Raw genomic sequence first — 14,975 nt, forward strand, 5'->3', positions numbered from 1 at the left:
AGCTTTAGTTTATTAAAGTTTATTAAATTACTTCTTAGCGTCTTTTTTGGGAGCTGCTTTCTTTTTAGCGGGTGCTTCTTCCCCATCACCTTCTTCTTTTTTGGCTTTGGGCGCTGCTTTTTTCTTAGGTGCCGCTTCTTTCTTTTCTTCGCCGGCTTCGTCTTCTTCTTTCTTAGCTTTAGGCGCTGCCTTTTTCTTAGGCGCTGCTTCTTTCTTTTCTTCTTCGCCTGCTGCTTCTTTTTCTTTTTTAGCAGCCTTAGGTTTTTCTTCTTTTACGGAAGCTTTTTCTTCAACAGCAACTTCCTCTTCAACCGGTTCTTCTTCCGGAGCCGCTTCTCTCAGTTTGATCTCAATATTGTTTGACTTCAGAACGCCAAACCACTTTATCATTTTCTTCATATCGCTCGAATATACACGGTCAAAATCGAGGTCGGCATATACTTTTTCGAAATAATTCTTAACGGCGGCGTTATCTTTTTCATCGGGCAGCTTTTCGCCGCTGTTATCCATAGCGGTGAAAATATCAACCAGATTCACATTATCGCGAACTGTATATACTTCAATGCTTTCGAGATGAGAAAAATTATGTATCCTGCTCGAAACAAATTTTGTGCTCTTGTCTTCCAGTGACCTTACAATAGCGCCATCAGATTTACTGCTCACCAATTCGAATAATCCTGGTAAACCTGTTACAGCAACAATTTTAGCGTATTCCATATCAATACAAATTTTTTAAGGAGTTGCAAGATAATCTGATTTTGGCAAACGGTGTTCCAAAATAGTCCGGAAAGATGGTAACCGGTAAAACGAGCCCCAAAACCCCCGTGTTTTGGCCAATTTGGGTGCCCGGGGAGCATTTTTTGACCTTCCCATACAATATTTTATGATCCTGCGCAGGTTTTTTGCCCTGGCGGCATCCAACTTTTATATACTTTCCTTAAACTAAATCTCATAGCATGAAAAAAGTGATATTATTATTAGCGATTGCAATAACCGGCGCCATTGCCGTGCAGGCGCAGGGCGGTTTTCAACGCCGTACGCCCGAAGAAAGATTAAAACACGTTAAAGAAAAGCTGGTTGACCTGAAGCTGGATAATGAACAGACGACCAAAAGCGATAGCACTTTCATGGAATTTTTCAGGGGTCAGGGTAAAATGTTTGAGGAAATGCGTGCCGGCGGGGCTCCTGACCGCGAGCAGATGCGTGAAAAAAATCAAAAACTGGTCGCAGAGCGCGATGAAAAGCTGAAAAAGATCTTTACCGAAGATCAATATAAGAAATGGAAGGATGAAATAGAGCCTTCTTTGCGCCCTCAACGCGGTGGTAACCGTGGCGGCGGCAACAACTAATGTCTTTGATGCACACGTTATAGGATGTACCCCGGTAGTTTATATTATCGGGGTTTTTTATTGGTCAATGGAAAGGTGAATGGTGAGTGGGGCCGCCTGACGTTTGAACTAATATAATGATGCTGGCCGACCGAATTTTCAGATTTCTGTCCTATTCTTCTATTTGCTTATTTCGCTATGCCCTGGCTTTAACGGCCTGCAATTCGCAGGGAGGCCGGCGATCAGGTTCAGCTCTGTATTCCATTATCACAACCTGTCCCGCTTTGCTGGATTATCACATTAGTATTACTGCCCCATCCACTGCTTAAAAGCAGCGGCATTTTCCTGGCTTATTATAATATCTTCAGTAACCAGCGGCACAACTTCGAGCAGCAGTTTGCTTTTAGGGTATGCCTTTATTCTTTTGATCGCGCTCATATTTACCAGGTATTTGCGGTTCACGCGGTAAAAAGCCGCGGGATCAACCTGGGTTTCAATATCGGCCAGCGACTGATCCATTATAAATTTTTGCCCGCTGCTGTCAACCATACAAACCAGTTTATGGGTTGCATAAAAATAAGCCACTTCCTCTGCCTTGATACTTATGTAATCGGTTCCCCGTTTTACCAGGAACCGCTTTTTAAAACCAGTTTGCGGCTGTGTAGCCGGCCACTGGGAAAGGCTTTGATAGTTAGCCGTAAAATGTTGCTTTAGCTTATGGTATTTATTTAGCGCGGCATCCAGCTTTTCGGGTTTTATAGGTTTTAACAGGTAATCTATGCTGTTATGTTCAAAAGCTTCCTGCCAGTATTCATCGTACGCTGTTGTAAAAATAACCGGGCATTCAATATTGAATTGCTCAAATATTTTAAAAGAAAGGCCATCGGTCAATTCAATATCCATAAATATCAATTCAGGTGTGGGGTGATGTTGCAGCCACTCCATAGCTTCGTTGATACTGCCCAGCACTGCTTCAACATACACCTGTTGATTGCTTAAAGCAAGTAGAGAAATTAATTTTTCTGCTGCCGGTTTTTCATCTTCGATAATAACGCATTTCATCTGAGATCATTTATTTGGTTTTTGGCCCCCGGCCACTTGTGGGCAGGAGAACATCGGGTCTACATCAGGCAATTTTTAGAACCGGTAACGAAACGGTGAAATCACTGGCTGATGCTGTTACACTTATTTCCTTACTGGTGGTTAATTTATAGCGTTCGCCGAGGTTGTTCAACCCAATACGCGAAGATGCCTTACGCAGTATTTTTTTCCGTACCTGGTTATGTATGATCAGTTCATCGTTTTGCATGTCGATGGTAATTACCAGGGGAACGGCATCGGAAAACTCATTATGTTTGATGGCGTTCTCAACCAGTATCTGTAAAGATATGGGTGGTATCAAATACTGATCGAACAACGCCGGGTCGATATTTATTTGTAATTGTACGGCCTGCTCAAACCTGATCTTCAGCAAAGAAAAATAGTCGGTTAAAAATAACATTTCTTCATGCAGTAATACCAGCTCACGGGCTTTGTTTTGAAGAATGTACCGGTAAACATCTGCCATGTTATCATTGAACTGTTTGGCTTTGGCCGGCTCTTTTTCAATAAGGTGCGATAACGTATTCAGCGAATTGAATATAAAATGCGGATCTATCTGGTTTTTCAATGCTTCCAGTTCTGCCTCGGCTCTCGCTCTTTCCAGTTGTTCTTTTTTCAGCTTTTCATTTTCGGCTTCCCGCACCAGAAACACCGTTTCATATATATGTGTAATGAACAATACACATATCATTATAACAAGTATGGTGGTGGTTATTAGATCCCAGTTCACTATTCCATCATTAAATATCTTATACCATATCACCAGCATTAAAGCGCTGATGGGAATGGTATAGAATGAAATAGTGAAAACAATCACTATTATTTTACGAACCGGTTTGTTGAACCAGTCGAAATAACTGCGCAGGGTGAACAGCAGGTAACGGTTTCCCTCCCATATTAAAAAGGAGATACCGATCGTAAATAAAAAACTGAGCTTGAACTTCCAGGTTGAAGGCGTTTGATCGTTTACCATCCCCGTTATCAGCGGAATAACTACGCCAAATGCAGGTATAAGAATTACCCTGAACCCGATGTCATTTAAACGTTCGGCGCCGCCCGGTTTTTTGATCGGCTTATTATTGATATTGATCGCCTGCTTTTCCAGCCTGATTCCCTTTTCATTGAAGGTATAAAAATTAGCAAATAGATTTGACATAATCATAAAATCTGCCGGGCGAATCAGCCATGAGAAATATATTGTAATAAGCAATCCCCACTTATATCCGCCATTGACGGGATAAGAGGGGGATATTTTAAAAAACTAAATGTTTATGACAATGCCTTTAATAAACTGGTGGGCCGTACTGGTGGCCGGCATCTCTTCATTTGTAGTTGGCGGTATCTGGTATTCGCCCGGTCTTTTTGGCAAGGCCTGGATGAAGGACAACAACTTCACCGAAGAAGAGATCAGAAAAGGCAACAAAGGAAAGGTCTTTGGCTTCACGCTTATATTTTCCCTGCTGATGGCCGTTAACCTCGCTATGTTTTTATCAACGCCGGCCGATTGTCCACCGCAATGTGCAGCAAAAACCGATATAACCTGGGGCGCTATTGCCGGTCTTCTTGCCGGCATCTGGACGTTTAGCGCCATAGCCATACATAGTTTGTTTGAATTAAAACCCTGGCGATTGATATTCATAAACGGGTTCTATAGTGTGGTTGCATTGATACTGATGGGCGCCATCATAGGCGCCTGGCGATAAGAAGGAAGAATTACCGCAACTGTTGTTATAGATCTCCGGTACATAAACAGGTATAGCCATGAAAAACCTTGCGGGTTAGCGGGCAGGCGAACTGCATCATATCACGACAAACCCGGAAGGCTTATCTTTAAATTATAATACTTCGTTTATGAATAATTCTATCAGCTGGTTCGAAATTCCGGTAACCGATCTTAACCGGGCACAACAGTTTTATGAAACAGTATTTGGCATACGATTAAACGCTATCGATTTGCCTAATATAAAAATGCGGGTGTTCCCGGTTGATGATCAAATGAGCGGGGTAACCGGAGCGCTGGCCGATACAGGCGGCACGTTTCACAAACCGTCGGCCACTGATGGACCGCTATTATATTTAAATGGCAACCCCGATGTACAAAGGATATTGGATAAAGTAGCGCATGCAGGTGGAAAAATAATTGTTCCAAAAACCGAAATTGCACCCGAATACGGGCATATGGCTGTGTTTATAGATACCGAAGGGAATCGCATTGGAATACATTCCATTCCGGCGCAATAGAAAAACAAAATTTTTTATTTATGACAACAATAGACTGGAGCCGTTTTGTAACGCGCATAAATGTGGGCGCACCTGTTGAAACCATTTACCAGGCCTGGGCAACCCGCGGTGGTATGGAAAGCTGGTTTCTCAGGTTATGTGAATACAAGGATAAAAATGGAGTGGAAAGATCGGCAGAAGAAAAGATCGTTACCGGGGATACCTATAAATGGTTATGGCATGGTTATCCTGATACTTCTGTTGAAAATGGACAAATTCTCGAAACGAACAACAAGGACCATTTGAAGCTCAGTTTTGGTAAGGCAGGCGTTGTTACTGTTACCATAAAGGAAGAAGATGGTGAAAGTATTGTTGAGTTAACGCAGGATGAAGTACCGACCGATGAACAGGGCAGGTTTAATTTTCATGTGGGTTGCAAAACCGGCTGGACGTTCTATCTCGCAAACCTGAAGTCGATCTTAGAAGGCGGAATTGATCTGCGCAATAAAAAACAAAGACAGAAAGAGATGTTGAACAGCTGATTGCCGAATGGAAATACAATGTAAAACGCTTTATACTATTCCCGGGTTTTTGCCCGGGTTTTTATTTTGTGCCCGGGCTGGTGTTATGCCGGGGGTGCGGGCAGGTGGGGGGCTTACTGTTAAAACAATAAAAAGCGCCCCGATAATGTCGGGGCGCCTGTAATGCGCGCATTATCAATAATAATTATTTAGCTCTTGTGAGCGTAATTTCCATGGTCTTGAATTCCTGGCCGTCCTGGGTCATAAACATTTCCATCTTTTGGGTATTGTCGTTAACAACGGCAAATGTTTGTTTTACATCCATATCCTTTCCGGTTGCGGGATCGATTGTTTTGCCTTTCATTGTGGCCGTTTTTGTTGCATTATCCCAGGTGCCTTCCATGTACATAATACCGGTTCCCATATTGTCTATCCAGGTACTGATAAGCATTTTACGGGCATTGTCCCAGGCCAGCGTTCCCTGGCCTTCGAAAGGCTGGCCCATCATGTTACCGCTATGCGTGCTTTGCTGATAGCGCCCGCCCAATATCATTTTGTTTACACAGGTTGATTTGCTTTTGGTAGGAGGTGCACCTGGTTGCATCCAGAAGGTTACATCCTCATTCCATTTTCCATCCCATTTGGCCATCATTTTGTGAACATCACCAGGCGTCATATAATCAGTCCAGGCTTTCATTTGGTCCTGGGTTTGCGCACCGGCATTAAAACTGTTGACAATGAACAATACGGCCGAAGCCGCGATGGCTAGTTTTTTCATAACTGTTAGTTTTATTAAAATTACAAAATCAAAAGAGGTACCAATGTTCAAACTGATCAGTATCAATTAAAGCATGATGAAGCAGGAATGCAGCCCGATGAAAACAGAAGTGAACCGGTTACCTTTCGTACCTTCAGTTATAAGTAATATCAAAACATGGCGTTATGAAAAAGTATACTGTTACCATTTCTATCCTGATAATGAGTATAACCTGCTCGATGGCGCAACAATCTTATTCAGGCAAAGAATTTAAACCCCTGCAGGGTTTAACCGGGTTATGGAAGATGGATACAAAACGCGGTACCATATACGAAGAATGGCAGGTGAGAAGCGATAGCGGGCTTACAGGACGTAGTTACAAGCTCAACAATAAGGATACTGTAGTACTTGAGAACGTGGTTCTTTCTTTACAGGGCAATGACATCTTTTATACACCGGTGGTCAGCGATCAGAACAATCAACAACCGGTTCCGTTCAAACTGGTATCCTGCATTGGCAACCGGTATGTGTTTGAGAACAGGGAACACGATTATCCGCAGCGGGTGATCTATGAGCTGGTATCAATGAATGATCTGAGGGCGCGCATTGAGGGCAGTAAGAATGGAAAAGAAATGAGCTCGGATTTTAATTATATCAGGGTGCATTGAGGAAGGTTGAAAAGTTAACCGACTGGCTGGTTTTGTGTAATACTGGTTAAGAGGTTGCCAGGGTTGATAAGTTGATAATGGCAGCTGCCCGGTAAGACGGGCAGGTTGAATGGTTACTATTGCCAGTTTGGGTAATTAAGAAAGCCTGACCGCCGGTGGTTTCTTTGGCAGCTCATAAATAAAAAAGCCCGACGGTTCTGCATGCAGGGCCATCAGGCTTTATATATTTTGCGAATTGTTTTATTCGGGGAATTGCGATCTGTCGATATTGGGAATAATACGCAGTGCGTTCCTGTAATATATTTTTTTCAGAATAGCATCGGGTAAACCCATGCCATACATAGCCCAAAAGGCATGATACTTTTTGTGATATGGAAAATATTCATCTTCGGTTTCCAGCACCCTGAAATAAGTGGCATATTCCTCAGGCACCCAGCTGTCCTTTCCAAAGAGAATACGATCCTGGTACTTTTCGAAGAACCGGCGTGCCATCCGTGGCTGACGGCCCAGTTCCGCGATCACAGCGCCAAACTCCACAACTACGTTCGGCATTTCATCCATAAGTTGTCCGAGTTTCGGGAGGTTGTTGGGGTACCAGCCAAAATGCGCGGCAATAAAAGTGGTTCCGGTATGTTTTTTAAACATGCGGTGCTGTTCTTCAATCAGTACCTCCCAGGGAGCAGGATCGTTGGGGCCTCTTTTTCTGCCCGGGTGAGAAGTAATCTCGAGCCAGCGTTCGTTGTGCTCATCTTCGGGGTCCCAGAAAGGTTTAGGATCAGCTGTATGAATAAGCACCGGTATTTTCAGTTCGCCGCATTTGGCCCAGACAGGATCGAGCCGCGGATCATCGACTGTTACCCGTTTGCCGGTATTGTCTTTAACTGACAGCCCCAGGTTTTTGAAAACCTTCAATCCGTTGGCGCCATACTTTACATCTTCTTCCAGTTGTTTAACGGCTTTCTCCGTCCAGCCGGGTTCGCCAATGCCGCTGAAGTTTACATTGGCAAAAACAATAAAACGTTTGGGGCTCGTTGAGCGAATATTATCGATCTTATTTTGAAGACGGCTGCCATTTTCACCACTGAGGTTAACCATCACCGCCATGTTCAGTTTGTCCATTTCAGCCTGCAGCCCTTTGAGATCGCCGGCCGACATGGCGCGCTGGTGATTGTGCACATCGATAAATGGAAAACGGGCGCGGGAAATTTTATGTTCGGGCACCACCAGGGTTGAAGTGGGGGCGTATTTTTCAAAATCCATATGTGACGTTTGCGCACTGGCCAATTGAACTGCCAGCAGGGAACCGGTGATGATAAGAAGGCTTCGCATGCTAAGAATTTATGCCAATTTAAATGGTATTGGTAGAATTGTAAAACCGGTGATCAAAAAGGTGAATGGTGGGTAGGCTCGCGGGCATTTGGAACGTGCAGCGGTTTTATGTTATTTCACGTTTGCCGGTTGCCGATTCGCCGATGCCGGTTTACCTACAAAGGTGGCTCACCTCTGAATAGTGACCCACCTTTGCATTTTACTATTGCCAATTCGCAAGAAGGATGACCGTCTTAAGGTTGTAAACTAATCGAGTTTCATTTTATATGTATCAGCATATTTATTGATCCAGTCATATAGCCGGTATACATCTTCTTTTTTAAACAATTGTGTGCCGGGGTTCATTGTGGCAGCGGTACCGCAGGCCACGCCAAAACGAACGGTCTCTGAAATCGATTTGCCCTGTGCCAGCATCCAAACCATACCGGCTACCATACTGTCGCCGGCGCCGACTGTGCTTTGTTTTTTTACCGTTGGCGTAGGCACATGCTCGCATCCGTCGCGGGTAACCAGGAGAGCGCCGGTGGCCCCCATGGAAACTACCATTACTTCACAACTACCTTGTTTTATAACCTCCATAGCCGCATCATCCACTTCATTTACCTCCAGGTGTTCTTTACCTACCAATGCACACAACTCGCTTAAATTTGGTTTTAACAGGTATACGCCTTCTTTCGCAGCCAGTTGTAACGGCCTGCCCGACGTATCTATGATGTACCGCGCATTCAACTGCTTCACTACCCTGGCTAACTGACCGAAAAAGTCATCCGGTATACCGGGCGGTAAGCTACCGCTGGCAACAATACAGGTGGGACGCGGTTCCAGTTGTTGTAATAATTCAAAACAGGCATGAGCTTCTTTTTCCGATAAAACAGCGCCCGGCATCACAAAACGGTATTGCGAATTGGTATCCGTTTCCCGAACCACGATGTTTTCCCGCGTTTCATGGGCAATGGGAATGCTTTTAAAGCTGATCTGCTTTTGTGATAAATAATTCTCCAGCAATTTTCCATTCATGCCACCCGATGGAAATACGGCCAGCGACTCGCCGCCCAATTCCTTTATAGCCTTGCTGACATTGATACCGCCGCCGCCGGCTTCTGTTATCAGCTCACTGCAACGCATTTTTTTCTCCGGCACCAGTTTATCTATAGAGGTGCTTTTATCTACGGCAGGGTTCATTGTAATTGTAACGATCATGGTAGTATTTTTAATTTACTTAACTGATATCTTTCAAAGCGCTTTCTATCCGTTGTTTTAAAACTTCATACTTTGTATAACCCGATGCCAGTAACATGAACTTCGCTTCATTTACCTGCATCAACACGGCCGGATAGCCGGTAACCTGCAACTGTTTGCATATAGAGAACTCGTGGTGGGCTTTTTCTTTATATGCGGGATCTTTTAAAGCATCGTAAAATGCATTGGCCGGAATGGCATATTTTTCAAGCAAATGCCGGTATGCTTCATTATCGCACAGATCGCGGCCTTCATACTGTAATGCATATTGCAGATCGGCTGCAAAGGCCACCTGTTTACCGGCATGAAATTCTTTGAACACGCACAAGGCAATGGCCGGTTTTTCTGAATTGGGGAACCAGTCGCTGAGATGGGGGTTTTTAATATGCCACAGGAAATCTTCTCCAAATTCCGCGCCGGTATGTTCGGCAACCGTTTGGCAGTTCTGTAGAAAATAATCAGCCATTACGCTTATAGGCCTGGGCGTTTGGGGTAAGATCATGCCGCCTGAAAGCACTTCAAAATGCAGCCTGCTATCGAATTCACCGGCTATTTTTTCCATAACCGGGCTAAACCCGTAACACCAGTTGCAATAAGCATCGTAGCAATAAAAGATCACTGGTTCCATAATGACCGTGAATTTACGTCGAACCTTTCAATCTCAAAATAAAAACGGCTATCTATGCATTCACAGATAGCCGTTTACGATAGTGGCAGTTGTATATCCGCTGCTGTTATTTTTTTCTTTTCCTGTAAATGAGGATCGCCTCCTCACTACTGTTCGAACCGCTTTTTACAAGCCCTTTCAAAGTAAGAATATTTTCATCAACACCAATAACTACAAACACTTTGGCATCATTGCCGGTAGCGTCATTAAGCTTCAGTACGGTTGGTCTTCTTTCGTCAACCACTCTTTTTCCCAATTCATATTTCACTTCTTTAACCAGTTCTTCTTTAATGTTCCATTTGTACAACTTTACTTCATTTGTACAACCGGTCTTATTTGAACCATAATATGTTTTGGCATTTAAATCGGGAAACAATTCAAGTTGCTGATCTTTTCTGCATTCGTCAAATTCCCAAAAGGCATCGGAAGAGCGGTAACCATCTTTATTGAGGTCGACGGGATGTTTAAATTTAACAGATTGTAGTACCCATACACCGGTAAACTGCGAAGTATCGTACTGCGCGTACAAGGTAATGATGAATAGAAAGCAAATGATTAAAGAAGCTAAAATTCGTTTCATAGTATAAGATTAAGGGTATAATTCACAGAAACGACTTTCTGTAAATAGAACGCCGAAAGATCAATATTATTTCTGTAAAAGTGAAATGTTTACTTAAAAAAAACCTTTAGCAATCATTTACTAATCAATACTTCAGGCGATGTTTTTTGCAGATGGCCGCCGGGTTCCGCATCACATACGTGATCTGTTATGCGTTCAGATTTTTCTGAAGTTGTTCGGGAATGAATGTTTTGAAAGATTGTTTGTTATGTTGTAGGGAAGATGCTGCCAGCTGCGTGCGTCAAATGCAATTGATTCCAATTCGAATATATGATCATTTGTAAGTCGCTCAAGATCTATATCCTGACCGCGAATGATGCTTTCTGATTGCATGAGAAGAAGTTTGGCTTTTGAAGAACAAAAAAAGTCCTCCCGGCAATTAATCGGGAGGACTGCAAAATTAGTTTTATAAAAGAATGTTATCCCTGCCTTCTTATTCCACCGCGGCCGCCGCCACCGCCTGATGAACTGCCCCCGCCATTATCCCTGGAGCCGATGGAGGGTCTTGAGCCCCCGCCATTTCCGCCGCCGCCACGGGGGGCGAAGCCACCGCTATTACCACCGCCACGCGGGCTAAAACCACCGCCCTGTGGTTGTGAGCCACGACCTGGCGAGAACACTCTATTGCCGCCATCGCCGCTATTACCGCCATAAGGCCTTGAGAAATTGCGTTGTTGTGGTTGTTGCCAGCCGCCGGAAGGGCGATCTGTTGATCCTGGCTGTCTGCCGGGCAATTGCCGGATCCTTTCTGGCGTGCGGCCCGGATTATTGTTCCAATCGCGGTTACCGCCATTGGGATTGGCAAATCGCTGGCCCTGCCCCGGGCGTATAGCACCTTGTTGATCATTGTTATTTCTCCAACCCCTGACGTTTCCGTTGTTATCTGGGCGGGCAAGTCGTTCGCGGTTATAGGTTCCGTTCTGCGAATCGAAACCTCTTCTTCCGCCTGCATCTGGGCGGGCAAGTCGTTCGCGGTTGTAAATTCCGTTCTGCGAATCGAAGCTTCTTCTTCCGCCTGCATCAGGACGGGCAAAACGATCGCGGTTGAAACCGCCGTTTTGTGGCGTGGCAATTCTGCCGCCGGCGTCGGGGCGGCCATTTCTGTCGAAGCGGCCACCGCTATAACCTCGTCCATTATCGGCAAAACCCATGCGGCCACCACGGCCGCCACTGCCATAACGCGGGCCTCTGTCGTAACCACCGCGGCCATAATCACGGGTTACAATGCCATTTCTTCCCCTGTATATGTTGGTATTGCTATAGTAGTTATTTACTACCGTTACGTTGTTATATTGACGGTAAGATCTGTAACTGTTATACCCATAGTAACCGCCACGGTAGTGGTATGAAGGGCCGTAGTAGCAGGGGCGATAAACGCGTGGACCGCCCCACCAGCCGCCATAACCCCAATAACCCCAAGGGTAGGCATTACCAAAACTGATGCTGACATTAAACCAGTCCCAGCCAAAGCCACCGCCGAATCCCCAGCCAAACCACGGATTGTAGCGGATACCAAATCCCCACGTATAAGGACGCGCATAATAATAACGGCCATACCAGGGGCGATAGTAATAACCGGTTCCGTATACAACGGTTGGCCCATATACATATGCATTGAGGTAACCGGGTGTATACCCCATGTAAACATAATCGGGCGTTACATCGTAGATGTCAACATACTTCATGTAATAAACCGGGTAACGGGGCGGAATAAGTGCCACCGCATAAGGCCGGCTTACGCTCACCACCCACGGGCCAACTGCGTTATATGATTCGAACCACACGCCGTTATCAACGGTGTAATACCTGTTACGCCAGCGGATTACCGATGCCGGTGAATTGGTGGCGTAATACATATCGGTGCCATCGATTGCTTCAAATTGTGGATCGCCATCATAATCAACATCGGCGCGCACTTTACTGCGTTCCACTTTTGCGGTTTGCGGAACCTGCGCTTCGGCAATAGCGTCATTCGCTTCTTCGGTGCCTGCAACGCTGGCAAGTACATTGTCTTTTGATGATCCTTTGGGAATTTTGGCAAAGTCTGCAGGCAGTTGATCTGCCGCTACATATTGCCAGTTACCAGTAAGGGTTTTTGATTTATACCAGCGGCCCGACAACAACACATAGTATTGTTGCGAGTTAATGTCCATGAAAATATCATTCTCTGAATTGGATACGTACAACAAACCGGTTCCGTCTACTGCTGAAAAATTCGCTTCCCCTTTTGATTGTATCAGTTCTGCCGGTTCTGTGGTTACCACTATGTTGTAAATGGTGTTGGCGTCAGTTTCTTTATTCTCTTCAGGATTTTTCTTGTCGGCTTCCTTAATGGCAGATTCAATTTTATTGAGGTTGTTTGGAATGCCGGTGATCAGTTTGTAGGGGCCTGTTGCTTCGGGAGCTGTATACCAGTGTTTACCCCCGTACAGGTAAAACTTATCATCGCGGTTCTTTACCAGCACAAACGGGGTGTTCACCACTGCTTCTACGCCCCAGTCTTTATTGGCCTGCAGTTTAGGAGCTCCGTCGATAGATACCAGAATGGAAGGTACGTTGGTGTAAATAACCTTGGGCGGGGTGTTACTAATTTGCGTGGCAAGGGCGTTTTGCTGTTTGTTGAGGTCAAGGGATGCCTGCAGGTCCTTATTCGCAAATTCAATATCCCAGGATGCAACCTTGTCTTCAATGGTGTTGGCCAGGCTTTCGAGTTTGCTTTCATCACTTTCGCCAGGCAACTTAATATTGGTAATGTAAATTGATTTAACGCTCACCTGATCGCCCCGGGTTTCGGTTGAGGCCTTTAACCAGGCTACACCGAAAACAGGTTCTGACTTGCCGTTTTCCAATACCGAAATAGCCGCATGGGCTTTTAGTGTATTGTCGGCAAACGACTCGGGCTGCCATTGATAAAGTTTAATAATGGTCCCTTCGGAAGTGGTTGTTGTTTTGGGCCAGCTATCCTGGGCCATAGCCAAATGAGTGATCATGCTACCCAACAACACAGCCATCAATGTAAAGATCTTCATATGGGGAAGTTTATATTTTTAGAAAAATCCATAACGGGGAAATATTGCTTTAATTTACTACCATTAGACGGCAGTTTTAGTTAGAGGTTTGTAAATATCCCAACATTGACAAAATATTAGACAAAACAACTGTTAAAGGAGTGGTTCTCTATTGACAAATTAATCCCTTTTTAACAAGGGAATCTTTAGCGCACTGTCATTTAGTCTTTTACGTGTATTTTTGATCGATTATGACGCGGAAAAACTTATTTATTGCCCTGGAAGGAATTGACGGTAGCGGCAAAAGCACTCAAACGAAATTGTTAACGGAACAGTTATCGAACCGGGGATATAAAGTATATAGCACTTTTGAGCCTACCAATAACCAGATAGGTAAGCTGATCAGGGATATTCTGAAAGGGAACGCCAGGGCCGATCACCGCGTCATTGCGGGGCTGTTCGTTGCCGACAGGTTAGATCATTTGCTGAATGAGGATTATGGTATTGTGAAAAAACTCGAGGAAGGATATACCGTGATCACCGACCGGTACCTGTTTTCATCCTACGCTTACCAGGGCGCTCACATGAACATCGACTGGGTAATTCAGGCAAATGCCATGGCCGCTGAAATTCTTCGTCCCGATGTAAATATCTTCATCGATGTGGCGCCGGAAGTAAGCATGCACCGGGTACATACCAACAGAGAGAACGTTGAGTTATTCGAAACGCTCGACAGCCTGAAACTGGTGCGGTCGAAATATATGGAGGCATTTGAAAAAGCAGGATCAGCCGAAAATGTTTATAGTGTAGACGGAAACCGTTCTCCCGACCTGATCGCTCATGACATTTGGCAGAAAGTGCAATCGATGCTCGGGCGGGATAAATAAGCCGGGAGAAGCGGTAAATTATTTCACGAACTGCATCGGGTATTTTGCTTTTATCTGACCTTTGGCAATTTTCTCCAGTTTCCCATGCAATAGTTTGCGGGTGAGCGGTTTCAGGTAATCGAGATACAGCACTCCTTCGGTGTGATCGTATTCATGTTGTATCATTCGCGCCGTTGTGCCGTAAAAGGTCTTTGTTTGTTTTTCGAACTGCCGGTTGAAATACTCAATGGTAATGCTCCAGGGGCGTTTTACCCGTTCTGTTAGCGCGGGAATGCTCAGGCAGCCTTCTTCATCGATCCAGGCGTCGTCAGATTCGTCAAGGATATTTGCGTTGATAAAAGTTTCCACAATACCGGTATCTTCCCGAACGAAATGATCTTCCCGTATAACCTCATCCATCCTGTCGTGGGTTGATTTGCTATCTACCACGAACAATCGAACAGGTACATTTACCTGCGGGGCTGCCAGGCCGCAACCATTGGCGCCATACATGGTTTCCCACATATTGTCGATAAGTTTGTCGAGGCCGGGATAGGATGGATCAATTTCATCGCATTGTTTTCGAAGAATATCGTGGCCATAGGCCAGGATTGGCAGTTGCATATGACTAATCGTTTTTTTAAATAAACCC

General features: G+C 44.8%; 16 protein-coding genes. 6 read left to right on the forward strand and 10 right to left on the reverse strand.

What is annotated here, in order from left to right:
• Positions 1 to 27: 27 nt before the first annotated feature.
• Positions 28 to 717, reverse strand: a complete 690-nt coding sequence (locus A4R26_RS32800; protein WP_081171173.1) for a DUF5606 family protein — start codon at positions 715 to 717, stop codon at positions 28 to 30.
• 239 nt (positions 718 to 956) lie between these two features.
• Here A4R26_RS32800 and A4R26_RS32805 point away from each other — a divergent pair, with 239 nt between their 5' ends.
• Positions 957 to 1,349, forward strand: a complete 393-nt coding sequence (locus tag A4R26_RS32805) for a hypothetical protein (protein WP_081171175.1) — start codon at positions 957 to 959, stop codon at positions 1,347 to 1,349.
• Between the two features lie 285 nt (positions 1,350 to 1,634).
• Here the strand turns inward: A4R26_RS32805 and A4R26_RS32810 are convergent, their stop codons facing one another.
• Together A4R26_RS32810 and A4R26_RS32815 are read right to left on the reverse strand one after the other, a co-directional pair.
• Entirely contained in the window at positions 1,635 to 2,390 is a 756-nt protein-coding gene (locus tag A4R26_RS32810) for a LytR/AlgR family response regulator transcription factor (RefSeq protein WP_081171177.1), read from the reverse strand.
• A gap of 64 nt (positions 2,391 to 2,454) precedes the next feature.
• Positions 2,455 to 3,585: a sensor histidine kinase gene (locus A4R26_RS32815; RefSeq protein ID WP_242675084.1), complete on the reverse strand. Its 1,131-nt coding sequence runs from the start codon at positions 3,583 to 3,585 to the stop codon at positions 2,455 to 2,457.
• Between the two features lie 115 nt (positions 3,586 to 3,700).
• Between A4R26_RS32815 and A4R26_RS32820 the strand changes: the two genes are divergently transcribed.
• The 3 genes from A4R26_RS32820 to A4R26_RS32830 all read left to right on the forward strand — a co-directional run bounded on the left by A4R26_RS32820 (position 3,701) and on the right by A4R26_RS32830 (position 5,191).
• Complete coding sequence (locus A4R26_RS32820; protein ID WP_081171179.1) at positions 3,701 to 4,132, forward strand: DUF1761 domain-containing protein; 432 nt, start codon at positions 3,701 to 3,703, stop codon at positions 4,130 to 4,132.
• Between the two features lie 148 nt (positions 4,133 to 4,280).
• Positions 4,281 to 4,670 carry a VOC family protein gene (locus tag A4R26_RS32825; protein WP_081171181.1) on the forward strand — a complete coding sequence of 130 codons (390 nt, stop codon included), beginning with the start codon at positions 4,281 to 4,283 and terminating at the stop codon, positions 4,668 to 4,670.
• A 20-nt stretch (positions 4,671 to 4,690) separates the two neighbouring features.
• The gene (locus A4R26_RS32830) at positions 4,691 to 5,191 is read left to right on the forward strand and encodes an SRPBCC family protein (protein ID WP_081171183.1); all 501 of its coding nucleotides are present in this window, start codon (positions 4,691 to 4,693) and stop codon (positions 5,189 to 5,191) included.
• Between the two features lie 184 nt (positions 5,192 to 5,375).
• On the opposite strand, the gene A4R26_RS32835 is transcribed toward A4R26_RS32830, so the two are convergent.
• Positions 5,376 to 5,948, reverse strand: a complete 573-nt coding sequence (locus A4R26_RS32835) for a DUF1579 domain-containing protein (protein ID WP_081171185.1) — start codon at positions 5,946 to 5,948, stop codon at positions 5,376 to 5,378.
• 164 nt (positions 5,949 to 6,112) lie between these two features.
• Between A4R26_RS32835 and A4R26_RS32840 the strand changes: the two genes are divergently transcribed.
• Entirely contained in the window at positions 6,113 to 6,595 is a 483-nt protein-coding gene (locus A4R26_RS32840) for a DUF6265 family protein (protein WP_081171187.1), read from the forward strand.
• 240 nt (positions 6,596 to 6,835) lie between these two features.
• Here the strand turns inward: A4R26_RS32840 and A4R26_RS32845 are convergent, their stop codons facing one another.
• From A4R26_RS32845 to A4R26_RS32865, 5 genes are all read right to left on the reverse strand, one after another.
• Entirely contained in the window at positions 6,836 to 7,924 is a 1,089-nt protein-coding gene (locus A4R26_RS32845) for an amidohydrolase family protein (protein ID WP_081171189.1), read from the reverse strand.
• 246 nt (positions 7,925 to 8,170) lie between these two features.
• Positions 8,171 to 9,124 (reverse strand): 1-phosphofructokinase family hexose kinase, encoded by a 954-nt coding sequence (locus A4R26_RS32850; RefSeq protein ID WP_081171191.1) that lies wholly within the window; start codon positions 9,122 to 9,124, stop codon positions 8,171 to 8,173.
• A 19-nt stretch (positions 9,125 to 9,143) separates the two neighbouring features.
• Positions 9,144 to 9,791 (reverse strand): DsbA family protein, encoded by a 648-nt coding sequence (locus tag A4R26_RS32855; protein WP_081171193.1) that lies wholly within the window; start codon positions 9,789 to 9,791, stop codon positions 9,144 to 9,146.
• A 106-nt stretch (positions 9,792 to 9,897) separates the two neighbouring features.
• On the reverse strand, positions 9,898 to 10,410 hold the full coding sequence (locus A4R26_RS32860) for a hypothetical protein (protein WP_081171195.1): 513 nt from the start codon (positions 10,408 to 10,410) through the stop codon (positions 9,898 to 9,900).
• A gap of 458 nt (positions 10,411 to 10,868) precedes the next feature.
• Positions 10,869 to 13,478: a hypothetical protein gene (locus tag A4R26_RS32865; protein ID WP_081171197.1), complete on the reverse strand. Its 2,610-nt coding sequence runs from the start codon at positions 13,476 to 13,478 to the stop codon at positions 10,869 to 10,871.
• A gap of 230 nt (positions 13,479 to 13,708) precedes the next feature.
• Here A4R26_RS32865 and tmk point away from each other — a divergent pair, with 230 nt between their 5' ends.
• On the forward strand, positions 13,709 to 14,344 hold the full coding sequence (tmk, locus tag A4R26_RS32870; protein ID WP_081171199.1) for a dTMP kinase: 636 nt from the start codon (positions 13,709 to 13,711) through the stop codon (positions 14,342 to 14,344).
• An 18-nt stretch (positions 14,345 to 14,362) separates the two neighbouring features.
• Here tmk and def read toward each other — a convergent pair whose 3' ends face one another.
• Positions 14,363 to 14,947 (reverse strand): peptide deformylase, encoded by a 585-nt coding sequence (gene def / locus A4R26_RS32875; RefSeq protein WP_081171201.1) that lies wholly within the window; start codon positions 14,945 to 14,947, stop codon positions 14,363 to 14,365.
• Positions 14,948 to 14,975 lie beyond the last annotated feature (28 nt).

The sequence above is a fragment of the Niastella populi genome (assembly GCF_002078015.1).
GTDB classification, from domain to species: Bacteria; Bacteroidota; Bacteroidia; order Chitinophagales; family Chitinophagaceae; genus Niastella; species Niastella populi.